General features: G+C 63.0%; 23 protein-coding genes. 8 read left to right on the top strand and 15 right to left on the bottom strand.

Annotation, left to right across the window (positions count from 1 at the left end; genetic code table 11):
* The 10 genes from M5C71_RS05915 to M5C71_RS05960 all read right to left on the bottom strand — a co-directional run bounded on the left by M5C71_RS05915 (position 1) and on the right by M5C71_RS05960 (position 11,534).
* Positions 1-720 (bottom strand): response regulator transcription factor, encoded by a 720-nt coding sequence (locus tag M5C71_RS05915; protein WP_349294009.1) that lies wholly within the window; start codon positions 718-720, stop codon positions 1-3.
* A gap of 120 nt (positions 721-840) precedes the next feature.
* Positions 841-1,473 (bottom strand): TetR family transcriptional regulator C-terminal domain-containing protein, encoded by a 633-nt coding sequence (locus M5C71_RS05920; protein ID WP_100943607.1) that lies wholly within the window; start codon positions 1,471-1,473, stop codon positions 841-843.
* Between the two features lie 39 nt (positions 1,474-1,512).
* Entirely contained in the window at positions 1,513-2,214 is a 702-nt protein-coding gene (locus M5C71_RS05925; RefSeq protein ID WP_248767436.1) for an NAD(P)H-dependent oxidoreductase, read from the bottom strand.
* Positions 2,215-2,346: 132 nt separating this feature from the next.
* Complete coding sequence (locus M5C71_RS05930; RefSeq protein ID WP_248767437.1) at positions 2,347-4,005, bottom strand: ABC transporter ATP-binding protein; 1,659 nt, start codon at positions 4,003-4,005, stop codon at positions 2,347-2,349.
* Positions 3,999-4,829, bottom strand: a complete 831-nt coding sequence (locus tag M5C71_RS05935; protein WP_103498733.1) for an ABC transporter permease — start codon at positions 4,827-4,829, stop codon at positions 3,999-4,001. The genes M5C71_RS05930 and M5C71_RS05935 overlap by 7 nt, the downstream gene beginning before the upstream one ends.
* 3 nt (positions 4,830-4,832) lie before the next feature.
* Positions 4,833-5,792 (bottom strand): ABC transporter permease, encoded by a 960-nt coding sequence (locus M5C71_RS05940; protein WP_103498734.1) that lies wholly within the window; start codon positions 5,790-5,792, stop codon positions 4,833-4,835.
* 13 nt (positions 5,793-5,805) lie between these two features.
* Complete coding sequence (locus M5C71_RS05945) at positions 5,806-7,407, bottom strand: ABC transporter substrate-binding protein (RefSeq protein WP_248767438.1); 1,602 nt, start codon at positions 7,405-7,407, stop codon at positions 5,806-5,808.
* A gap of 50 nt (positions 7,408-7,457) precedes the next feature.
* Positions 7,458-9,545, bottom strand: coding sequence for an acetate--CoA ligase family protein (locus M5C71_RS05950; RefSeq protein WP_248767439.1), 2,088 nt, complete (start codon positions 9,543-9,545; stop codon positions 7,458-7,460).
* Positions 9,546-9,563: 18 nt separating this feature from the next.
* The gene (locus M5C71_RS05955) at positions 9,564-10,724 is read right to left on the bottom strand and encodes an acyl-CoA dehydrogenase family protein (protein ID WP_103498737.1); all 1,161 of its coding nucleotides are present in this window, start codon (positions 10,722-10,724) and stop codon (positions 9,564-9,566) included.
* Between the two features lie 18 nt (positions 10,725-10,742).
* A complete protein-coding gene (locus M5C71_RS05960) occupies positions 10,743-11,534 on the bottom strand; it encodes an enoyl-CoA hydratase-related protein (protein WP_103498738.1) in 792 nt (263 codons plus the stop codon).
* 312 nt (positions 11,535-11,846) lie between these two features.
* On the opposite strand from M5C71_RS05960, the gene M5C71_RS05965 reads away from it, so the two are divergent.
* Positions 11,847-13,043, top strand: coding sequence for an MFS transporter (locus M5C71_RS05965; protein WP_248767440.1), 1,197 nt, complete (start codon positions 11,847-11,849; stop codon positions 13,041-13,043).
* Between the two features lie 188 nt (positions 13,044-13,231).
* On the top strand, positions 13,232-13,828 hold the full coding sequence (locus M5C71_RS05970; RefSeq protein WP_152739576.1) for an NUDIX domain-containing protein: 597 nt from the start codon (positions 13,232-13,234) through the stop codon (positions 13,826-13,828).
* A gap of 7 nt (positions 13,829-13,835) precedes the next feature.
* Here M5C71_RS05970 and nadE read toward each other — a convergent pair whose 3' ends face one another.
* From nadE to M5C71_RS05985, 3 genes are read right to left on the bottom strand one after another with little or no spacing between them, the layout of a single operon-like run.
* Positions 13,836-14,663 carry an ammonia-dependent NAD(+) synthetase gene (gene nadE, locus M5C71_RS05975; RefSeq protein WP_103498741.1) on the bottom strand — a complete coding sequence of 276 codons (828 nt, stop codon included), beginning with the start codon at positions 14,661-14,663 and terminating at the stop codon, positions 13,836-13,838.
* Between the two features lies 1 nt (position 14,664).
* Entirely contained in the window at positions 14,665-15,894 is a 1,230-nt protein-coding gene (gene pncB, locus M5C71_RS05980; RefSeq protein WP_248767441.1) for a nicotinate phosphoribosyltransferase, read from the bottom strand.
* Positions 15,895-15,897: 3 nt separating this feature from the next.
* Complete coding sequence (locus M5C71_RS05985; RefSeq protein WP_248767442.1) at positions 15,898-16,551, bottom strand: isochorismatase family protein; 654 nt, start codon at positions 16,549-16,551, stop codon at positions 15,898-15,900.
* Positions 16,552-16,719: 168 nt separating this feature from the next.
* Here M5C71_RS05985 and M5C71_RS05990 point away from each other — a divergent pair, with 168 nt between their 5' ends.
* The 3 genes from M5C71_RS05990 to M5C71_RS06000 are packed head-to-tail and all read left to right on the top strand — an operon-like array spanning position 16,720 to position 18,495.
* Positions 16,720-17,265 carry an adenylyltransferase/cytidyltransferase family protein gene (locus M5C71_RS05990; RefSeq protein ID WP_103498744.1) on the top strand — a complete coding sequence of 182 codons (546 nt, stop codon included), beginning with the start codon at positions 16,720-16,722 and terminating at the stop codon, positions 17,263-17,265.
* A 1-nt stretch (position 17,266) separates the two neighbouring features.
* Positions 17,267-17,983 (top strand): NUDIX hydrolase, encoded by a 717-nt coding sequence (locus M5C71_RS05995; protein ID WP_103498745.1) that lies wholly within the window; start codon positions 17,267-17,269, stop codon positions 17,981-17,983.
* Between the two features lie 8 nt (positions 17,984-17,991).
* Positions 17,992-18,495, top strand: a complete 504-nt coding sequence (locus M5C71_RS06000; protein ID WP_248767443.1) for an NUDIX hydrolase — start codon at positions 17,992-17,994, stop codon at positions 18,493-18,495.
* Here the strand turns inward: M5C71_RS06000 and M5C71_RS06005 are convergent.
* Positions 18,490-19,332 carry a PhzF family phenazine biosynthesis protein gene (locus tag M5C71_RS06005; protein WP_248767444.1) on the bottom strand — a complete coding sequence of 281 codons (843 nt, stop codon included), beginning with the start codon at positions 19,330-19,332 and terminating at the stop codon, positions 18,490-18,492. The genes M5C71_RS06000 and M5C71_RS06005 overlap by 6 nt on opposite strands.
* Before the next feature lie 224 nt (positions 19,333-19,556).
* Between M5C71_RS06005 and M5C71_RS06010 the strand changes: the two genes are divergently transcribed.
* Positions 19,557-19,937, top strand: coding sequence for a hypothetical protein (locus M5C71_RS06010; protein ID WP_248767445.1), 381 nt, complete (start codon positions 19,557-19,559; stop codon positions 19,935-19,937).
* Between the two features lie 72 nt (positions 19,938-20,009).
* On the opposite strand, the gene hemB is transcribed toward M5C71_RS06010, so the two are convergent.
* Entirely contained in the window at positions 20,010-20,984 is a 975-nt protein-coding gene (hemB, locus tag M5C71_RS06015) for a porphobilinogen synthase (protein WP_103499260.1), read from the bottom strand.
* A 697-nt stretch (positions 20,985-21,681) separates the two neighbouring features.
* Between hemB and M5C71_RS06020 the strand changes: the two genes are divergently transcribed.
* Both M5C71_RS06020 and M5C71_RS06025 read left to right on the top strand, forming a co-directional pair.
* On the top strand, positions 21,682-21,993 hold the full coding sequence (locus tag M5C71_RS06020; RefSeq protein WP_248767446.1) for a hypothetical protein: 312 nt from the start codon (positions 21,682-21,684) through the stop codon (positions 21,991-21,993).
* Between the two features lie 210 nt (positions 21,994-22,203).
* Entirely contained in the window at positions 22,204-22,899 is a 696-nt protein-coding gene (locus M5C71_RS06025; protein ID WP_248767447.1) for a fumarylacetoacetate hydrolase family protein, read from the top strand.
* Positions 22,900-22,951 lie beyond the last annotated feature (52 nt).

Here is a 22,951-nt window from a genome sequence, read left to right on the forward strand (position 1 = left end):
TCAAGCAGCCCTTGAGGTCCGGGCGGTAAACAGGTAGCCCGCCCCATGGATGGTCATGATCAGTTCCGGCGCGGCCGGGTTGTCATGGAGCTTGCGCCGCAGGCGCCCGACCAGGACATCGATGGAGCGGTCGCTGGGTAGCCATTCACGGTTGCGCAGTTGCTCCATCAACTGGTCGCGGCTCAGTGTGTGACCGCTGTTGCGCATAAACACGTTGAGCAACTGGAACTCGCCGTGGCTGAGCAGGGTTTCACGGCCGTCGCAGGCTTTCAGGCGACGGCGGTCGGCGTCCAGGGTCCAGTCGGCGAAATGCTCGAGGCGCGGGCTGGGCAGCGTTGGCGTGGCCGGTTGCAGGTGACACACCCGACGCGTCAGGTTGCGGGCGCGGGAAACCAGCTCGCGGGGATTCAGGGGCGTATTCAGGTAGTCGTCGGCACCACATTCCAGGGCGGTGATCCGCTCGGCATCGTCGTCGCGCCCACCGATCAGGATGATCCCGACCTCCGAGCGCCCACGCCATCGGCGAGTCAGGTGCAGGCTGTCCGAGCCCGGCAACTGCGCATCGAGCAAGACCAGCGACACCGGGAAGCGGCTCAGACAGGCCTCGGCCTGCTCAGCGGACTCGACGCAATGGACTTCATACCCATCCTGGGTCAGACACGCCTCCAGCTGTTCACGGATCAGCGGATCGTCCTCGACGATCAGCACGCGCGGCATCACCTTCATTACCTGGCTCCTGTTCGTGCCGCGAGCGGCCGATTCTTGGAATTATGCGAAGCGGTAGGATTTTGCGATGCACTGTAGCGATTACTGAACAGTTGATCAACAAGCCATGAAAGCCTAGGAGATGAAACGTCGGTAGCCGCCCATTTGCAGGCCATCGACCCAGGCTTCGCAGATCTGTACGCCCTGGGCCGGGGTGAAGGTGCTGGGGTTGAGGCCGCACTCAAGCCACAAGCCATCGAGCAAGGCACTCAGGCCGATGGCCGCCAGGCCGCTGTCGAAACCGCTCCAGCCCTCCTCTTCGGCCAACAGGGTCAGGGCCTTGCCCATGATGGTGCGGTACTCGCCATAGGAATGATCGTGGGCGCGGTTGATCGCCTCGGCGGTTTTCACCGCGCCCCAGAACGCCAGCCAGGCTTCGAGCAGTTCGGGGTCGAGCATGCCTTCGGAAAACGACGCTTCGAAAAACGCCGACAGGTGCCGGCGGGCGCCGCTGCCGGCCTTCGCCACCGACTCGCGCAACAGGCTCATGACCTGCCCGGTGATATGCAGGTAGGCGTCGGCCACCAGTTCGTCCTTGCCGCTGTAGTGATGGCTGATCAAGCCCACCGACACCCCGGCCTCGGCGCAGATCTTGCGGATCGAGGTGCCGACAAAGCCGTACTTCTTCAGACAGCGCAAGGTCGCGGCGACCAGATTGGCCTTGCGCAACTCAGGGTCCATACGCAGAAAACGCGTTTCCTCGGCCATAGTGCTCCTGCCCTCTTCAACGTCGATGGCTGACTGCGGTCAGCGGATGGGATACAGCGCCTCGTCGAACTGTGACAAGCGCGGAAAGACCAGGGGACGGTCCTGTTCAAGATTTTCCAGGCGCTCATGGTAACCGACCAGGAATTGCCCGCGGGCCTCGGCACTGATATAGGGCACGTGCCAGGCCACGAAGGGGGGCAGCACCTCGAGACCGACATAGGCCAGGGTGCCGCGCAGCAAGGGACGCAGCATATCTTCCAGCGGGCCGTGGATCGCACCGTCGCCGAACATGTGCTCACGGCCGCCGAGGGTGACGGTGACCAGCGCCTTCTTGCCCGCCAGGCCGCCCTGGTCGTAGAAGCGCTTGCCGCCGTAGCAGACGCCGGAGACCAGCACGCGGTCGATCCAGCCCTTGAGAATGGCCGGCACGGAGAACCAGTAGATCGGGAAGTTGAGGATCAGCAGGTCGGCCCAGAGCAGTTTGTCGAGTTCTTCCTGGATGTCCGGTGCCAGGCTTTGGGTCTTGACGCCGAGGCGTTGTTCCAGGGCGTAGACCAGGTAGTCGGGGTTGTCCCGGGCGGAAAAGTCCTCGGCGCTGGCCACCGGGTTCCAGCGCATGGCGTAGAGGTCGGATACCTGGACGCTGTGGCCTTGGGCTTGCAGGGTCTCGACGGCCTGGTCACGTAGTGCGGCAGTGAAGGATTGTGGTTCGGGGTGGGCGTGGATGATCAGTACGTTCATGGATATTCCTGACGGTCGAAAAATGCTCACTTATCTTGAAAACACCACAACCTTGTAGGAGCCGGCTTGCTGGCGATGGCGGCCGATCAGGCGCTGCAAGCCTCACGGGCCCCATCGCCAGCAAGCCGGCTCCTACAGGGGTTGTGCTTCAAATGGAGCGGCGATGGTGGCCCTCTGCAGCAGGATCCGGTCCAGCCAATCCGGGTCCATCTCCGGCTCCGAGGAAAACAGCAGGCCGGTGTAGTCGCGGTGTGGCGGCGTGAAGATCACGTCCCGCGAGCCGGCGTCGACCACCTTCCCGCGCTGCATCACCACCACCTCATCGGCAATCGCCCGCACCGTCGCCACATCGTGGGTGATAAACAGGTAGGACACGCCCAACTGCCGCTGCACCCGATCCAGCAACTTGAGGATGCCCTCGGCCACCAATTGGTCCAACGCCGAAGTCACCTCATCGCAAATGATCACCTGCGGCTCCGCCGCCAGGGCCCGGGCGATACAGACCCGCTGCTTCTGCCCGCCGGACAGCTCCGACGGCAGCCGCTCCATGAACTTTCCCGGGTCGAGCTCGATCATCTCCAGCAACTCGGCCACCCGCTGGCGCAGGGCCTTGCCCTTGAGCCCCAGGTAGAACGCCAGCGGCCGGCCGATAATGTCGACGATGCGCTGGCGCGGATTGAGGGCCGTGTCGGGGATCTGGTAGATCATCTGGATACTGCGCAATTGCGCCTTGCTACGGTGGCGATAATCAGCCGGCAACACTTCAGCGTCGAACAACACCTGCCCGCTGCTCGGTTGCAACAGGCCGGTAATCAGCCGTGCCGTGGTGCTCTTGCCGCTGCCCGACTCACCGATCACCGCCAGGGTCTGGCCCCGATAGAGACGCATCGAGACATCGTGCAGCACCGGCTGCTGGCTGTAGCTGGCCGAGGCATTGCGCACTTCGAGCAACGGCCCGCCCTGCTCTGGCCGGCCCTTGGGGTCGGTGCGGAAACAACGCACCGCCCACAGCGACTTGGTGTAGTCCTCGGTCGGTGCCTGGAGCATCTGCCGGGTCGCCGCCTCCTCCACCAACTTGCCATGGCGCAGCACCATGATCCGGTCGGCCATCTGCGAGACCACCGCCAGGTCGTGAGTGATGTAGATCGCCGCCATGCCGAAGCGCTTCACTGCATCGCGAATCGCCGCCAGCACTTCGATCTGGGTGGTGACGTCAAGGGCCGTGGTCGGCTCGTCGAAGATGATCAGGTCCGGCTGGCAGGCCATGGCCATGGCGGTCATCGCCCGTTGCAACTGGCCGCCGGAGACCTGGTGCGGATAACGCCGGCCGATGCTTTCCGGGTTTGGCAGACGCAACACCCGGTAGAGTTCCACCGCCTGGGCCTCGGCCTCGGCGCGCTTCATCCCGCCATTGATCACGGCCGTTTCCACATGCTGGTCGATCAGCCGCTGCGCCGGGTTGAACGAGGCCGCCGCGCTCTGCGCCACATAGGCGATGCGCAGGCCGCGCAGTTTGCGCAAGGCCTCGGCGGAACACTGGCGCAGGTCCTGTCCGTCGAAATGAATCGAGCCGCCGGTGATCCGGCAACCGTCGCGGGTGTAGCCCATGGCGGCCAGGCCCAGGGTCGACTTACCCGCACCGGATTCACCGATCAGGCCCAGCACTTCGCCCCGGGCCAGACTCAGGTCGATGCCCTGCACCAATGGATGCCAGGCATCGTCGTAGTGCCCTTCGATATGCAGGTCGCGGATCTGCAACAAACTCGGGTTCGCTTCGTTCATGCTCAACATTCCTTCAGCCCGCTGGAGCGATAGAGCATCCAGTCGACGACAAAATTGACCCCTACCGTGAGCAACGCCACCGCCAGTGCCGGGAGCAAGGGCGTGAGGTCGCCGAAGGTGATCAGCACCGCGTTGTCGCGCACCATGCTGCCCCAGTCGGCGGTCGGCGGCTGGATGCCCAGGCCGAGAAACGACAGCGCACTGATAAACAGGAAGACGAAGCAGAACCGCAGGCCGAACTCGGCGATCAGTGGCGCCGCGGCGTTGGGCAGGATCTCCCGGGTCACCAGCCAGAGCGTGCCCTCGCCTCGCAGCCGGGCCGCCTCGACAAAGTCCTGGACCACCACGTTCATCGCCACCGCCCGCGCCAGGCGGAATACCCGGGTCGAATCCAGCAGCGCAATCACCAGCACCAGCGAGGTCGCGGTGGTGCCCACCACGCTGAGGATCAGCAAGGCGAAGATCAGTTGCGGAATCGCCATAAGGATATCCACCAGCCGCGACAGGCCCATGTCGACCCAACCGCCCTTGAGCGCCGCGATCAGGCCGGCCAGGCCGCCCACCAGGAACGCCAGCGCGGTGGTGAGAAAAGCAATGCCCACGGTATTGCGCGCGCCATAGAGCAGGCGGCTGAGCATGTCGCGCCCGAGGTTGTCGGTGCCCAGCGGGAACTGCGCGCCCCAGGCGGCGAAGCCATCGCCGACCACCTGGGTTTCTCCATAAGGCGCCAGGTGCGGGGCCAATAGCGCCACCGCGACATACAGGACAATCACGCAGAACCCGAATTTCGCACTCCAGGGCGCGTGGATCAGCTCTTTAAACACGGATTTCATGGGCTACCCCTTCGGATGCATCAGGCGTGGGTTGCTGGCGATGGACAGCACGTCGGCCAGGGTGTTGAGCACGATATAGGTCGCGGCGAAGATCAGGCTGCAGGCCTGGACCACCGGGATATCGCGCTTGGCCACCGAGTCCACCAGCAACTGCCCCAGCCCCGGATAGACGAACACCACTTCGACCACCACCACGCCCACCACCAGGTACGCCAGGTTCAGCGCGACCACGTTGACGATGGGGGCCAGGGCATTGGGCAAGGCATGGCGAAAGATGATCCGGCCCTGGCTGATACCCTTGAGCCGGGCCATTTCGATATAGGGGCTGGCCAGCAGGTTGATCAGCGCGGCGCGGGTCATGCGCATCATCTGCGCGACCACCACCAGGCTCAGGGTCGCTACCGGTAGCACCGAGCGCTCCAGGAGCATGCCGAAGGAGGCATCCGGCGGCAGGTTCGACAGGCTCGGCAACCAGCCCAGCTTGACCGAGAACAGCAGGATCAGCAGGTAGGCGACGAAGAACTCGGGGAACGACACCGCACTCAGGGCCACGCTATTGAGCAGCCGGTCGAACCACGAATTGCGGTACAACGCGGCGAGCATCCCCAACAACAAAGCCAGGGGCACCGACACCAGCGCCGCCAGGCCGGCGAGGCACAGGGTGTTGCCCAGGCGACCACCCACCAGCTCGGCGATGGGCCGCTGGTTGGCCAGCGAAGTGCCCAGGTCGCCCCGCAGGAGATGCCCGACCCAGTGCACGAAACGCCAGAATGGCGGTTGGTCCAGGCCCAGTTGGGTGCGGAACGCCGCCAGGGTCTCAGGGGTTGCCGACTGCCCGAGCATGGCCTGGGCGATATCCCCCGGCAGCAACCCCACCGCCAGGAAGATGATCACCGACACCGCGAACAACGACAGCAGCCCCAGCGCCAGGCGCTGGGAGAGCAGTTTCAGAATACTGTTCATACGCGCCCCCGGCTCAGGCCTGCCACCAGCGCTCGATCAACCGCAGGCCGTCCAGTTCGCCATAGGGTGCGGTGAGCCCGCCGTGGGCTACACGGGTCGAGCGCGCCGCCACGGAGCTGGCGAACAACGGGATGATCGCGCCGCAATCGTCGCGGCAGATCGCCTGCATTTCGTTGTACATCTCGCGCCGCAACGGGTCGTTGAGTTCGCCCCGGGCCTGGTTGAGCAGGACGTTGAAGCGCGGATTGTCCCAATGGGATTCGTTCCAGGCCGCGCCCTTGGCGTAACCGATGCTGAACATGCGGTCGGCGGTCAGGCTGCTGTACCAGAACGAGGTGGTGAATGGCTGTTTGTTCCAGACATTGGAGAAGAATCCGTCCGCCGGCTCGCGTACCACATCGATATCGATGCCGCCCGCCCTGGCCTGTTCCTTGAACAGCACCGACGCGTCCACCGCCCCGGAATACGCCGCATCGCTGGCTTGCAGACGGACCTTGAGCGAATCCACCCCGGCCTTGCGCAGGTAGAACCTAGCCTGGTCGGGGTCGTATTTGCGCTGTGGCAGTTGGGTATTGAGGAAGCGGCTGCCGGGCTGGATCGGATGGTCGTTGCCCACCGCGCCATAGCCCTTGAGCACCGAGGAGAGCAGCACTTCACGGTCGATACCGTGTTTCATCGCCATACGGATATCGTTGTTCTTGAACGCATCGCTGTCGCAGAGCATCGGGAAGGTATACTGCTGGGCGCCCTTGGTTTCCTCGATGACCATGTTCGGGTTGCGCTTGAGCAGGCCGACGGTCTTCAGGTCGACCTTGTTGATCACATCGACCTGCCCGGTGATCAGCGCGTTGACCCGCGCCGCGCCGTCGGAGATGGCCAGTAGTTCCGCCGCGTCGAAATGCGCGCGACCGGTTTTCCAATAGCCGGGGTTGCGCTCCAGGGCCATGCGCACGCCGGGCTCGAAGGACTTGAGGCGATAACCGCTGGTGCCGACGCCGGCGCGCCAGTCGGCCAGGCCGTCCTTGGCGGGCATGATCACCAGGTGATAGTCGGCGACCACATAGGGGAAGTCGGCATTGCCCGAATGCAGTTCGAAGGCCACGCTGTCGTTGCCGGCGGCACGTACCGCGACCACTTCACCGAGCACGGTCTTGGCCGCGGAGGTGGACTTCTCACCGAGGTGATGCTGGATCGAGGCGATCACATCTTCGACGGCAAGAGGCTTGCCGTTGTGGAATTGCACCCCTTGGCGCAGTTTGAAGGTCCAGATCCTGGCATCCGGCGAGGACTCCCAGCTTTCGGCCAGCTCCGGGATGGCGGAACCGTCCACGGCGATTTCCACCAGGGTGTTGTAGATCGCCGAGAAGCCGACGAAGGTGAAGGTGTCGCTCCAGGAACCGGGATCATAGGAGTCGGAGGTGCTGCCGCCGGCCAGCCCCAGGCGCAGGGTGCCGCCAGGTTTTGGCGTGGCGTCGGCGGCCCAGGCGCTGAGCGGGAAGCCCATGGAAACGGCAGCGCCGGCCAGCCCGGCCACAGCGCCGAGCTTGAGGAAGTCGCGGCGCTCCAGTGAAAGGCCGTGGGAAAACTGAGGAATCTTGTTGTTATTATCGCTCATCGAATTGCCCCTGTTACGTTGCGGGAAAGGGTTCGTTTGCTGATGCGGTATTAGGCCAAACGGATCAACGCATCCACCGCCACCGTGCCCTCGGCGTTGACCAGCAGCGGATTCACATCCAGTTCCAGCAATGGCCCGGCGTTCTCGCAGGCGTAATCCGCCACCGCGCGAATCGCCTTGACCAGAGCCGGCATATCCACCGCGGGGCCACCGCGAAAACCGGTCAGCAGCGGTGCGCAACGCAAGCCCAGCAACGCCTGGTGAATGGCCTGGTCGGTGGTCGGCAGCAGCAGGCTGCAGCTGTCCTTGAGCAACTCCACCAGAATCCCCCCGGCGCCGATCACCAGCGCCAGGCCGAAACCGGCTTCGCGCTTGACGCCGACGATCAGTTCCGCCAACGGTGGCGCGGCCATGCGCTCCAGCAACACCTGATTGAAAGCGAGCTCCGGCGCATGTCGGGCCAGGTTGCCGCGCATGGTCTCGAGCGCCGCCTGCAACGCCACCTCGTCCTTGAGGTTAAGGGCGACACCACCGGCCTCGGTCTTGTGCGGCAAATCGGCACTGACCACCTTGAGCACCAGCGGGTAACCCAGGCTGCGGGCCTCGACCAACGCCTGCTCCGGCCGACACAACCGACCCTCGGGCAACGGCAGGCCGAAGGGCCGCAAGGCTTGCTTGGACTGCCACTCATCCAGCAGCCGTCCGCTACCCAGCACAGCATCCGGGCATACCGGCAACAACGCCGCCTCACCGCCATACAACAAGGCCTCGCGCCGCTGGCGGTAATGGGCGATCCGGCCCCAGGCCGCCAGCCCGTCTTCCACCCCTTGCAACGCCGGTACGCCGTGGGCGTGCAGACGTTCGCGGGCATGGGCCGGCAATAACTCGGGAAAGGCCGAGGCAACGAAACCGCTCTTGCCATGCCGCTCCAGGCACTCGCAATACAGCTCCAGCAGGAGATCGCATTCCTTGCGCTCGCCGGTAAACTGCGCCGGATAATCGAGCACCAGCAAGGCGGCATCGGACGGGGTACGCAAGGCCGTTTCGAGCATCTTTGCCAGGGCGTCACGGTCGCCCCAGATCGCCGTGGTGAAATCCAGCGGATTGACCAGGTTGGCGTAGCTGGGCAACACCTGCGCCAGTTCGCCGCGCTGGCCTTCGTCCAGGGCGGACAAGGTCAGGCCATTACGCTCGGCGTAGTCGGCGATCAGCCCCGCATCACCGCCGGAGCAGGCCAGCCCGGTCAGGCTCGGACCCGCCGGCAAATGACCGCAGGCCGCCGCCTTGAGGGTTTCGACAAAACTCACCGGGCCACTGACCCGAATCACCCCGAGACGCGCGAACAGGCTGTCGTACAGCGCATCGGAACCGGCCAGGGAGCTGGTGTGACTGAGGGCCAGCTCGGCACCGATCTGCGACACCCCGGTTTTCAGGGCGATCACCGGAATACCTTTCTCCAGCGCCTTGTACGCCGCCCGGGCAAAACCCTGGACATTCTTCAACCCTTCCAGGTGCAGGCCGATGGCGGTGACCCGTGGCTCGTCGAGCAGCACGTCCATCAATTCGGCCACGCCCAACTGCGCCTGATTGCCCACCGAAGCCATATAGGCCAGGGGCAAGGAGCGGTCGCTCATGGACAGGTTGTAGGCGAAGTTGCCGCTCTGGGTCAGCACCGCCACGCCCTTCTCCACCGCCTTGCCGCCGTGGGCCACCGGCCACAGGGCAACATTGTGCAGATAGTCGAGCAAGCCATAACAGTTGGGCCCGAGCAGCGCCATCTCGCCCGCCGCCTGCAGCAATTGTTCCTGCAGGGCCTGCCCCGCTTCGCCGGTTTCGGCAAAGCCGGAGGCATAGCAGATCGCCCCGCCCGCGCCCTTGGCCGCCAGCTCGGCGACACAGGCCAGGGTCAGTTCGCGGTTGGTGGCGATAAACACCGCGTCCGGTCCACAGGGCAACTGCGCAACCGACGCCACGCAGGGAATCCCGTCGAGTTCGGCATGCTGCGGATTGACCAACCACATCTGGCCCGGGAAACCGCCGTCGGCACAGCGCTTGAACGCCCGCGCCATGCTGCGCCCACCCACGAAGGCCAGGTGACGCGGCGCAAGCAGGCGCTTGAGGTTGTCTCTGATGGACATAGTGCTCTCCTGGTCCGATCAGCGCAGCAGCGGCCGCAGCAGTTCGCGAGAAATGATATGGCGCTGGATTTCCGAGGTGCCTTCCCAGATCCGCTCGATCCGCGCATTGCGCCAGATCCGCTCCACCGGCCCTTCGTCCATCAGGCCCATGCCGCCAAAAATCTGCACCGCTTCGTCGGCGGCGCGGCCCAGTACTTCGCTGGCGAACAGCTTGGCCATACCGGCCTCACCGTCGGTCATGGTGCCCTGGTCCATTTTCCAGGCGGTGTGCAGGGTCATCAGTTCGGCGGCGCGGATTTCCGTGGCCATGTCCGCCAGCTTGAAAGAGATGCCCTGGTAGGTACCAATGGCCTGGCCGAATTGCTTGCGATCGGCCGACCATTGCAACGCCACATCCAACGCCCGCTGGGCCTGGCCGACACAGTTGGCCGCGACCATCACCCGCCCGGCGGTCAGCCAGGCATTGGCGACGTCCCAGCCCTTGCCGATCTCGCCCAGCACCTTGGCCGCCGGGACTCGGCAGTCGTCGAAGAAGATTTCGCTGGTGTGATAACCGCGGTTGCTGACGCATCTCGGGCCACGGCGGATGGTCATGCCGGGAGTGTCGCGATCCACCAGGAACGAGGTCACGGCGTTGCGCTGGCGGCCATTGTGTTCGTAGGTGTCGGTCACCGCGAAGACGATGGCGAAGTCCGCGTGCCCGGCATGGCTGATGAAATGCTTGCTGCCATTGAGGACGAAATCATCGCCATCGCGCACCGCACGGGTCTTGATCGCATTGGCATCGGAGCCGGCGCCGGGCTCGGTCAGGGCGAAACAGTCGACCTTTTCACCGCGCACACAGGGCAACAAGTAGTCCTCGATCTGCACCCCGGTGCAGGCCATCAGGATCTTCGACGGGCGCGCGACAAACACATGCAGCGCCCAGGACACTTTTGACAGCTCACGCTCGATCAGCGCCTGGGACAGGTAGTCGAGGCCACCGCCACCGACTTCTTCCGGCATGTTGAAGGCATAGAAGCCAGCCGCGATGGCCTTGGCGCGAATCTGTGCGGCCAGTTCCGGCGACACCGCGTCGGCGCGGTCAACGGCTTCCTCATGGGGCAGCAGTTCTTTCTCGACAAAGCTGCGAACGGCGTCCACCAGCATGTCCTGCTCTTGGGTCAGTTGGAAATTCATGGGGTACCTGCTGTTCGGTTACTGGCCGATAAAATGAGGGGCGCGTTTTTCCACCGCGGCCTGGAGTGCCTCGGCACCATCGCGGCTGCGACCGCAGAGCAGGCCGGCGGCCTGTTCGGCCTGGAGCTGTTCGGCCAGGCTGCGCTGGGCGCCGTCGCGGATCAGCACTTTGCTCTGGGCAAAGGCGAAGGTCGGGCCTGACGCCAGTCGGGCGGCCAGCTCGGTGGCGGCGGATGCCAGCTGCTCATCGGCGCAGACTTCGCTTACCAGGCCGGTGGCCAGGGCGCGGTCGGCGCCCCAGAGTTCGTCGAGGAACAACAGGCGCTTGGCCTGCTCGCTACCGATCAGGCGTGGCAAGTGCCAACTGGCCCCGGCGTCCGGCGAATAAGCCATGCTGGTATAGCCGGCCTTGAAGCGCGCCGATTGCGCGGCCAGGCGGAAATCGCAGCACAGGGTCAGGTCCATCCCGGCCCCCACCGACGTGCCGTTGATGGCGGCGATGGTCGGTTTGGCGAAGTTGTACAGGCGATTCATCAGGAGGTGGGCAGTTTCGGTCCAGCCATAGCTTTCGAGGATTCCACGGCGTTCGGCATCAGCCCATTCCGCCAGGTCCGCGCCGGCGCAGAAGCTGCGGCCGCTGCCGGTCAGCACCAGCACCCGCACCGCTGGGTCGGCTTCGAAGCGTTCCAGCAGGTCGATCAGTGCCTTGAGGGTGGGAATGTCCAGCGCATTGCGTTGCTCGGGACGGTTGAGGGTGATCCGGGCGATGCCGGCCTCGACCGCGTGAAGCAGTGTCGGGTGGGAGGTCATGAAGGGCCCTCGTCTTATTGTTTTTGAGCGTGAGGTGAAGCGTTGCGGTCGATACTAAACAAGTGTTCAGTAACATCGCAATCTCTTGGGAAAATCCGCAGATGCGCGGACTTAAAGGGCAAGTCATTGATTAAAAATGGGATTTATAAAATCGAAGGCAAGACCGCGAGCAAGTTGTTACATCTTCGAACAACTCCCATTGATAGCCGTCGAATAATCAACATGGCTGATATCGACTATGCCTGTGACCCTCTTACACCGCCGCCCGCCAATGTCTAGACTCGCTTTCCGTCCGTTCCAGAGCCTTCGCCGATGAATAACCACCCCGCCCCCGTGATGACCCGAGCCCTGGTGATGTTGTTCGCCTTCTGCTGTGGCGCCATTGTGGCCAACATCTACTACGCCCAGCCGATCATCGAGCTCATCGCTCCGGACCTCGGTATTTCCGCCCACAGCGCCAGCCTGATCGTGTCCCTGACCCAGATCGGCTACGCCCTGGGCCTGTTTTTCCTGGTGCCGCTGGGTGATCTGCTGGAAAACCGCAAGCTGATGATCGGCACCGCGCTGATCGCGGTGATCAGCCTGGTGGCCGCCGGCCTGGCCCGCCAGCCCGGGGTGTTCCTGGTGGTGTCGCTGCTGATCGGCTTCAGTTCGGTATCGGTGCAGATCCTGATTCCCCTGGCCGCGCACCTGGCCCCTGAAGAATCACGCGGGCGCGTGGTGGGCGGGATCATGGGCGGCCTGCTGCTGGGTATCCTGCTGGCGCGGCCGCTGTCCAGCGTGATCGCCGACCACTCCGGCTGGCGCACGGTGTTTATCGCCGCCGCCGTGCTGATGCTGTTCATCATGCTGGTGATCCTCACCACCATGCCCAAGCGCCAGCCCAACCACAGCGCCACCTACGGGCAACTGCTGGGGTCGCTGGGGAAACTCTTTCGCGACCAACCGGTGCTGCGTCAGCGCGCCTGGTACCAGGGCCTGATGTTCGCCACCTTCAGCCTGTTCTGGACCGCCGTGCCCCTGGAGCTGTCGCGGGTCCATGGCTTGTCGCAGTCGCAGATCGCCTTGTTTGCCCTGGTCGGAGCGATGGGGGCCATCGCCGCGCCGATGGCGGGTCGGCTGGCGGATGCCGGGCATACACACCGGGCGTCCTGGCTGGCGATGTTGCTGGCAACCCTGAGCTTTGCCCCGGCGCTGATTCATCCGGCCTATAGCGTGATCGGCCTGGCGGTGACCGGCGTGTTGCTGGACTTCGCGGTGCAGATGAACATGGTGCTCGGGCAGCGTTCCGTCTACGCCCTTGATGCAGCCAGCCGCGGTCGCCTGAATGCCTTGTACATGACCAGCATTTTCATCGGCGGCGCTACCGGCTCGGCCCTGGCCAGCGTGTTGTATGAGCAAGGCGGCTGGCTGGCGATCATGGCGCTGGGCAGCGCGATGCCGCTGGTGGCGCTGTTGAGTTTCCTGATGGTCGCGAGCCGTCGGAAGCGTCAGCCGGCGCTGGCATAGAATCTCTAGCGATCTCAGGGGCCTCTTCGCGGGCAAGCCCTGCTCCTACAGTACTGCGTCGTCCACAGATTTTGTGTACGACACAAACCTGTAGGAGCAGGGCTTGCCCGCGAAGAGGGCCTGACAGACACCACAGAATCCCGACACCCTTGTATGATCTGCGCTTTGCACACCACAGGGCGTGGATCATGACCGCAACGAAAGACCGGGTTCGCATCATCGACAGCACCGTCCTCTCGGACGACTGGTACCTGCTGAAGAAAACCACCTTCGATTTCCTGCGCAGCGACGGCACCTGGCAGCGGCAAAGTCGCGAGACCTACGACCGCGGCAATGGCGCGACCATCCTGCTGTTCAACCGCGAAAAACAGACCGTGGTGCTGACCCGGCAATTCCGCTTCCCGGTATTCGTCAACGGCCACGACGGCATGCTGGTGGAAGCCGCCGCCGGCCTGCTGGAAAACGCTTCACCCGAAGACCGCATCCGCGCCGAAGCCGAGGAAGAAACCGGCTACCGCGTACAGAACGTGGAAAAAATCTTCGAAGCCTTCATGAGCCCGGGCTCGGTGACCGAGAAACTGCATTTCTTCCTCGGCGAATACGACGGCGACAGCAAGGTCAGCCACGGTGGCGGCCTGGAAGCCGAGGGCGAGGACCTGGAAGTGCTGGAGTTGTCCCTGGACGACGCACTGCAAGCCGTCCGGCGTGGGGAAATCGTCGATGCCAAGACCATCATGCTGTTGCAGTATGTGGCCTTGAACAAGACCCTCGACACCCCGCGCTGACCCCGGCTCACACCGGCGAGTACGGCAAAGCCCGCTTGTGCGCGGTCCTGGCGTAGGCGGCTTCGATGATCGCGCTGGCCCGCGCCGACACCGGCAGCCCCAGCAAGTAGGCGTCGATCTCGGCATAGGTGCAACCATAGGCGAGCTCGTCCGGCCTGCCCGGCACCAACTCCTCAAGGTCGGCTGTCGGCTCCTTGTACACCAGTGGCTCGGGAGCCCCCAGGGCCAAGGCCAGCCGCCGCACCTGGCCCTTGGTCAAACCGGACAAGGGCGCCAGGTCGCAGGCCCCGTCACCGAACTTGGTGAAAAAACCCATCAGCGCCTCCGCGGCGTGATCGGTGCCGACCACCAGCCCGTTGACGAAGTTGGCGAGGGCATACTGGGTCATCATCCGCGCCCGGGCCTTGACATTGCCTTTGACGAAATCCACCTGTGCCGGCGTCGCGTCCTGGTCCTCGATTTCAAGACTGCCCATCAACCCGTCCACACAAGCCGAGATATTCGCGGTGCTGATCTGGTCCGGCCGGATAAAGGCCAGGGACGCCTGGGCATCGCTTTCGTCAGCCTGGGTCCGATAAGGCAAACGCATGGCGATAAAGCGCGCCGTCCCCCCCTCCTCCCGCAACTGCTCCACCGCCAACTGACACAGCCGCCCCGCCGTCAGTGAGTCGACGCCGCCGCTGATCCCCAACACCAGCGCCTCGCAACCGGAGCGCTTCAACAGCGCCTTGATGAAGTTGATGCGGCGAGCCAGTTCCGCCGCCTCGTCGCCCGGTACCAACTGCCGGTTCACCCCAAGCACCTTGGCAATACGATCCTGATTCTCGGTTCCCATCTCACACCTCCAGTTTCTGGTTGAGTTCAGTCACGTTGAACACCTGCGCCGCATAACGCAGGAACGAAGGGTCTTCACAAACGTTCTTCACTGGGTCATCGGAGAACTTCACCACCGGTTCGCCGTGGACCCGCACCAGCTTCATCACGATGCTCAGCGGTTCGACCCCATCGACATCGCAGGCCAGGCTGGTGCCCATGCCGAAGCCGAACCGGGCCTTGCCGCGAATGTGGCGAAGGATCGGCAGGCACTTCTCGAAATTCAGCCCATCGGAAAACATCAGGTCCTTGGTCATCGGATCGATCCCCAACTGTGCATAACGCGCCAGCACCTTGTCGGCCCAGACAATCGGATCGCCCGAGTCCTGGCGCAGGCCATCGTAGAGCTTGGCGAAATACAGGTCGAAATCCTTGAGGAAGAAATCGGTGCTGATGCAGTCGGTCAGGGCGATGCCGAGACGTCCGCGGTATTCGCGTACCCAGTTCTCCAGCGCCGCATTCTGGCTTTCCCGCAGACGGCCGAGTTGCTGGTGCACCATCAGCCATTGGTGGGCCATGGTGCCGATCAGCGGAAGGTCGAACTCATAGGCCAGGTGCGCATTGCTGGTACCGACGAACACGCCAGGGAAATCCCGCCGCATGATATCCACCACCTCACGCTGGGCACGGAACGACAGCCGGCGACGGGTCGAGAAGTCCGAGACCCGCAGGTCGGCCAGTTCCTCGCGGCTGAGGTTTTTCTCCAGCCACTCGAACTTCTGGTAGAGCTTGCGGCTGACATCTTCCAACGCCACGTCCGGGTATCTGTCGCGATTGCGCAATTCGCTGACCAGGGCCAGCACCGGCTGTTCGAACATGATGCAGTGCAGCATCGGGCCGCGGACGCGGATGCTCAGCTGATCGTCGATTTCGCTGACATGGATATAGCTCAGGTTGAACCGGAACAACCCGAGGAACTGCTCGAAATCCGGTGTCAGGTATTCGCGAAAACGCCGGTTGAAGAGGAAGCGCAGTTCACCGTCGCGCATTTGCAGGTCGGCGAGCTTTTCCAGCTCCAGGCGCAGCTCGGGGATCAGGTGCGTGAGCCTCTCCCGGGAACGCACGATGAACTGATACTCCACCTCGACGTTGGGGTACTGGTGCAACACCGCCTGCATCATGGTGAAGGTGTAGTAGTCGGTGTCCAGCAGTCCCTGGATGAGGCCGCCTTCGCAGTTGAATGCACTTTCCATGACTTACTCCTTGTGACCCGCCGCACGGGCCAGCTGTTCGCGACTGTTGACCACCTCGACACGCGCCTGTTGCAGGTCGTGGACCGCCTGCTGCGCGCCGTCAGCGCTGAGGGCACGGCAGGCCGGCAGGTAGACGATGACCTTGAAACCCGCCCCCGCCAGCTGCAACGCGGTGGTCTTGACGCAGAAATCCAGGGCCAGGCCACCGACGATCACCTGCCGGACGTGCCGGGCATTCAGGTACTCGATCACGCCGGTGGAGAGTTTGTGCTGGAGGTCGTGGAAGCAGGCGCCATAAGGGTGCAGTGCCGGCTCCACGCCCTTCCAGACAAAATAGTCGTAGTCCTGGGGCGCCGGCAGTTCATCGAGCAGCGTGAAGCCTTCAGTGCCGGGGACGCAGTGGCTGACCCAGGTCAGGTCGGCATGCTCAAGGCCAGTGGGCTTGAGCATCTGCTCGTGGGAGCTCACCACCCAGGGTGCCTGGGGACTGTGGGCGTCCTTGCTGCCGATGCGGATATCGGCCAGCGAGGCCATGAAATTCAGTTCGGCACCGATCAGGTGACCGCCCACCACCGGCAGCTCATCCGGGCAGAGTGGCGTGAAGCCTTTCTGGGCGTCGACATCGAAGGCGGCGGTCTTGATCACTTGAGCATTCATGGCTGTTTCTCCCTTGGCGACGAAGCAAAAGTACACGTCATGTACTTTAAATGCAAGCGCGGCGCCATTGATTTCTATTTTATCCAGTCTGAATTAATCTACTTCACGAGCCAGCCACTTGATACATAAGTACATGACGAGTACCTTTAAGCCAAAGGAGACCCTTCCATGTACGAACTCGCAATCTACGGCGGTGCCTTCAACCCCCCGCACGCCGGTCACGCCCAGGTGATGATCGAAGCCTCCCGTCACGCGCGCTCGCTATGGGTGGTGCCATCCTTCAGGCATCCCCATGGCAAGCACATGGCCGAGTACGAGCGGCGCCTGGACTGGCTGCGAGCGATCGTCGAACAGGTGCGTCCGGCCTGCTCGTCGGCGATTTCGGTGTGCCGGATCGAGCAGCAATTGGCCCGGGAGACCGAGGCGCCCATCTACAGTTATGAACTGCTCTGCGCCCTGGCCGAGATGACCGGACTGCCCACCCGCCAGATCGCCCTGGTGGTCGGGCACGATGTCGCCGCGCAGTTGCCGGACTTCCATCTGGGGGCGCAATTGCTCGAGCGTTTCTCGGTGCTGTGCGTGGAGGAGCAAGCGGGCGTGCGCAGTACACTACTGCGCGAACGGCTGGCGCAGGGCGAAACATTGCCCGCCCACTGGATGGCACCCGGCATGGATCCGGTAGACTACGGGCTCTATGCCGTACACAGGACTTGATATGCCGGACCGTTCCCCCACCGCACCGAGGAAAAGCGACTACCTGCACACCGTCGACTTGTGCGTGCTGTTCTACTGCCGTCACTCCCAAGCCCTGCAGATCCTGCTGCACAAACGTGAAGCCGATCCCTTCGAGGGCCATTGGGCCCTGCCGGGCGTGGTGGTCAACGGCGCGGTGGCCGACCTGACCCTGGACGACGCGGTGGAACGCCTGCGCGCCAGCGACAAGGTCAACCTGCCGCTGGCCTGGATCGAACAGGTGGGCACCGTGGGCGATGCCTTTCGCGACCCACGCTGCTGGTCATCCTCGACCTTCTACCTGGCCATCGTCAGTGAAGAGCCGACCCTGAACGAGCAACAGGCCTGGTTCGCCCTCGACAGCGTCGCCGATGCTTCGGTGCGCCTGCCCTTCGATCACAACGCACTGGCGGCGGCGGCCCAGGAACGGCTGTTGTCCAAATCGCTGTACAGCAGCCTGCCGCTGATGTTCCTCGGTACCGAGTTCAGTGCCCCGGAAGCCACCGCGATCTTTTCCCTGGTACTGGCGCGTCCGGTGCTCAAGACCAGCACCCGGCAACGCTTGCTGAAGATGACCGAAGCCGGCTACCTGCGGGAAACCGGGCGCAAGAAACAGGGTGATGGCGGCCGTCCGCAAGCCACCCTGGAACACCTCAAACCTGACGCGCTCTATCTGTTCGACCGCTGCTTTCTGGAGTAATGCCACGCATGAAGCCCGACACCGAATCCGAATGCCTGCTGCACACGCCCTACTTCGATGTGGTCAAGGAGCGGGGTTATTTCATCATCAAGGAAGCCCAGGCCATCAATGGCGTGGTCGCGGTGCCCGTCCTGCCGGATGGTCGCCTGATGCTGGCGGTGCTGCAACGCCGGGCCATCGGCGCCCAATCGATCGAGTTTCCCCGTGGCGCCATCGACCTCGGTGAAACCGCCTGTGATGCCGCCGCCCGCGAACTGCTGGAAGAAACCGGCTGGCCGGCGCTGAAGGTCACGGAACTGGGCCTGCTGCACAGCAACACCTCACTGATCGCCAGTGCGGTTGCCGTCTGCCGGGTGGACATTGATGGCGAAGCGATGGAAGACACCGATGGCGAGGTCGACAAGGTGCTGTTCGTCACACTGGCCGAACTCAAGGCGATGATTGCCGCCGGCAGGATTACCGACGGACATACCTTGTCGGCGGCGATGATGCTGATCGCCCAACCCTTATAGGTTCAGGCTACCGGTGATGCAGGTCACGGCGGCACCGCCGACCCAGATTTCGTCACCCACCTGCTCCACACTGATCCGCCCGGCACGGCCCATCGCCGTGCCCTGGCTGACCCGATACGACTGCGGTGCCCGCCCCTCTCCCAGCAGCCAACGCGCAATACCGGCGTTCAGACTGCCAGTGGCGGGGTCTTCACACATGCCCTCACCGGCGATAAGAGCACGCACTTCGAACTGACATTCGTCGCCATCCAGTGCTGGGTTCCAGGGCGCCACCAGCCCCACCGCCAGCCCTTTCAATTGGGCATAGTCGGGTTTTACCGCCAGTATCCGTGCCCGATCGGGCAGCATCAGCACCAGCCAATCAACGCCATTGTCGACCCACTGGGCATCGAGCACCTCCTGCGGAGCCAGTCCCAGACCGAGGCGAACCCGCTCACGCAACGCCTCGTCCAGGGGGCCTGCGCGACGCAGCGGCGGCGCGATAAAGGCCAGGTCATCGCCCTCGCGCCGAATCCGTACCAGGCCGATCCCGCACTCCTGGACGATATCCTCGCCCCGGGGCACGCCACCGGCTTCCAACCAGGCATGGCAGGACCCCAGGGTCGGGTGACCGGCGAAAGGCAGCTCCCTGATCGTGGTGAATATTCGTACCCGGTAATCAGCCCGAGGATCCTGGGGCGCCTGCAGGAAGGTGGTTTCGCTGAGATTGGTCCAGGTTGCGAAGGCCTGCATCTGCTCATCGGTCAGTTGGTCGGCGGCGAAGACCACAGCCAGTGGATTGCCCTTGAATGACTCGCGGCTGAAAACATCCAGTTGCTTGAAATCGTGCTGGCTCATGGTCGGGCTCCCTGGTGGAAAAAGGTCGGCGGTCAGTGTTGGGATTTCATCACACAACCCGACTCTTGAACCCACACAGTCAGGCCATTTTCAGCCACTACACCTGCCGGTGCTCCTACATCATTGCCGTCGATGGTCACCATCGACCCAATGAAGTTCTCTTAAAAATCCAGGCGCGTAACCTTGGCTCCATACCCAACACATAACACCCGGAGCACACCACCATGAAACGCCAACTCTTTCTCGGCCTCGCTTTCTCGGTACTGGCAGTCAACGCTTTTGCTGCATCCTCGGCTCAACCCGTGGTCGCACACACTCAACAAGCAGTCGCTGAAGGCGGCTCTGATCGTCTGATCGATCGTCGTGTAGCTGAAGGTGGCTCTGATCGCCTGATCGACCGTCGCGTAGCCGAAGGTGGCTCTGATCGTCTGATCGATCGTCGTGTAGCTGAAGGTGGCTCTGATCGTCTGATCGACCGTCGTGTAGCTGAAGGCGGCTCTGATCGTCTGATCGACCGTCGTGTAGCCGAAGGTGGCTCTGATCGTCTGATCGACCGTCGCGTTGCCGAAGGTGGTTCCGACCGTCTGATCCAGAATCGTGCATGAGTCGCGTTACCGCAGCATCCAGCCAAGAGCCCGGCCTTATCAGCCGGGCTTTTTCTTTGCGCGCTGTCTGGGTCAGATCCCGTCGCGAGCAATGTCCATCGCGAAGTAACTCAGAATAATGTCCGCTCCGGCGCGCTTGATGGCACCCAGGCTTTCGCGAACGATACGGTGCTCGTCAATGGCCCCGGCCTGGGCACCGAACTTGATCATCGCGTACTCGCCACTGACCTGATACGCCGCCAGGGGCAGGCGCGACGCTTCGCGGATATCGCGAATGATGTCGAGGTAGGCACCGGCCGGCTTGACCATCAGCACATCGGCCCCTTCCTGCTCGTCCAACAGCGACTCGCGCACCGCCTCACGCCGGTTCATCGGGTTCATCTGGTAAGCCTTGCGGTCGCCCTTGAGCGCCGTACCGCCCGCTTCGCGGAACGGGCCATAGAGCGCCGAGGCGAACTTGGTCGAATAGGCCATGATCGAGGTGTCGAGAAAACCGGCGGCGTCCAGGGCACTGCGAATGGCCTGGACCTGGCCGTCCATCGCCGCGGACGGCGAGATGAAATCCGCTCCCGCCTGTGCCGCTACCACCGCCTGGCGCCCGAGATTCTTCAGGGTCGCATCGTTGTCGACCGCGTCGCCATGCAGCACGCCGCAATGACCATGGGAGGTGTACTCGCAGAAACAGGTGTCGGACATCACCACCATTTCCGGTGCCGTGTCCTTGCAGATACGCACCATGCGCGCCACCAGGCCCTCTTCGTTCCAGGTGTCGCTACCCGTCGCGTCCAGATGGTGGGAGACACCAAAGGTCATCACCGACTTGATCCCGGCCCGAGCGTAACGCTCGATCTCGCTGGCCAGTTTCTTTTCCGGGATCCGCATTACACCAGGCATGCTGGTGATGGGCACAAAATCGTCGATACCTTCCTCGACGAAGATCGGCAATACCAGGTCATTGAGGCTGAACTCGGTTTCCTGGAACAGGCCGCGCAGGCTTTCATTTCGACGCAGGCGACGCAAACGCGTCGTCGGAAATAGCTGTGACATCGTGTTTCCCGAGGCTGATTCAAAAGAGACGGATTCAGAAGCTACCGAGCTTAGGCCAGTCTCCCGCTGTTTTACACCGGCAGATCAAGAAAGGTCTGTTACGCAGGCTGCAACAGTGCAAGCCCCTTGAATTCATGGACTACGACCGTAAAACCGGTGAAACCAAGACTTACCGGTCACATTTCGTCCATCCGGCCCTTTTACATAGTTGTAAGAAATCGCGATTTTGCAATATGTAGTGCTTAAAAATATTCACTACAAAATGGTTGACGCCTTCTTTCCGCGCTTGCATGATGGACCTGCCTCCCCGATCGGGAGCGCCGCAAAAGCTGTTGTTACAACAGGCTCGACAAGCCGTCGAGCTGTTCCGGATCTGTACTGCCCACAAGGCAGATTGATGAAGCTGACCTGGCGTGATCGTCCCAACGGACGAGAAGCACCGGCCTAACGTCCTCAAAATGCTTGTGGCTGACTTCGTTACTGTCGTCAGCGCCGTTCTAAGGATCGCGCTGTTGCTTCTTATCGTTGAAACGTTGCGTGTAGCAGGGTTTGAACCCCGCTACATAAATCGCGCCCAGGGCCGGCGCCACACTCGACGGACACCATTGTCCGTGTGCGGCACCGCAGCAATTCGCCGTCTTGGCAACGATACACACGTAAACCAGACAGATTAACGAGTGGTCAAAGGGGCTTTAACATGAATCTGAACAATCAAACGACTATCGATCAACTGGCTGGCCTGTTCGCATCGCGCAAAGACAGCCTTGACGACCATATTCTCTGGATCAGCCAGACCGGAGACGTGAAACTCGACCCTCGCTCGCCTTACGCCGACGAGTGCGCCTTCAGCCAGGCCCAGCCCGCGCTGTTCGCCTGCATCAAGATGTACCGCCGGGGCCAGGGCTATGTCGGCAAGAAAGCCGCAGCCGACAAAGACTTCATGGCTCGCGTGCTGCAATCGCTGAAGTCGGAATGGGCCGCTCACCACGCCCTGCCGAAGAGCGCCTGAAGACTCGCTATAACTGAGTAGCGCAAGGCGTCTCACACAAAACCCGGCTATCGCCGGGTTTTGTCTTTCTGGAGGCGCGACTCGACGGCACCCGACTGCCGTGCAAAATCCAGAAGCGTGCTGGATTTGTCCAATTTCCCACCGCCCCACTCCTCCACACTTGAGCCATGGCCACAGCGCCACGGCCCGATTCCAACGAGGAGAAATACCATGAGCGATTATGTGTTCGCCCCCCCAGCCACCCCTTCCCTGGCCGTTGAAGGCGAGTCCGCGCGCTTTCCGATTCGCCGGGTGTTCTGCGTCGGCCGCAACTACTCCGAACATGCCCGGGAAATGGGTCATGACCCGGACCGTGAACCGCCGTTCTTTTTCATGAAACCCGCCGATGCGGTGGTCCCGGCCAGCGGCGTGATCGCCTACCCACCGCTGACCCAGGACCTGCACCATGAGATCGAGCTGGTGGTAGCCATTGGTGAAGGTGGTACGGATATCGATCCGGACGACGCCCTCGCTCATGTCTGGGGTTACGGCGTCGGTCTTGACCTGACGCGGCGTGATATCCAGGCCCAGGCCAAGAAGCTCGGACGGCCGTGGGATTGGGCCAAGGGGTTCGACGAGTCGGCGCCTTGCACGGCCTTGCGTCGCGCCACTGCGCTGGGACATCCGCAAAGCGGCGCGATCTGGCTGAAGGTCAACGATGTCGAACGCCAGCGCGGCGATCTGGCGGACCAGATATGGTCGGTGCCGGATGTCATCAGCCATATCTCGTGCTCGGTAGAACTCAAGGCCGGCGACCTGATTTTCACCGGCACACCGGCCGGCGTCGGTGCTCTGGTGGCGGGTGACCGGATCAGCGCGGGAATCGAGGGGATCGCCACGTTCGAGCTGACCATCGGTCAACGCTGATCGGCGACCGGAATGTCGCCAGCGCAATCAAGGCACTGGCGGCAACCAGCGA

This window comes from Pseudomonas sp. MWU12-2345 (assembly GCF_023242385.1).
Lineage (GTDB): Bacteria > Pseudomonadota > Gammaproteobacteria > Pseudomonadales > Pseudomonadaceae > Aquipseudomonas > Aquipseudomonas gingeri_D.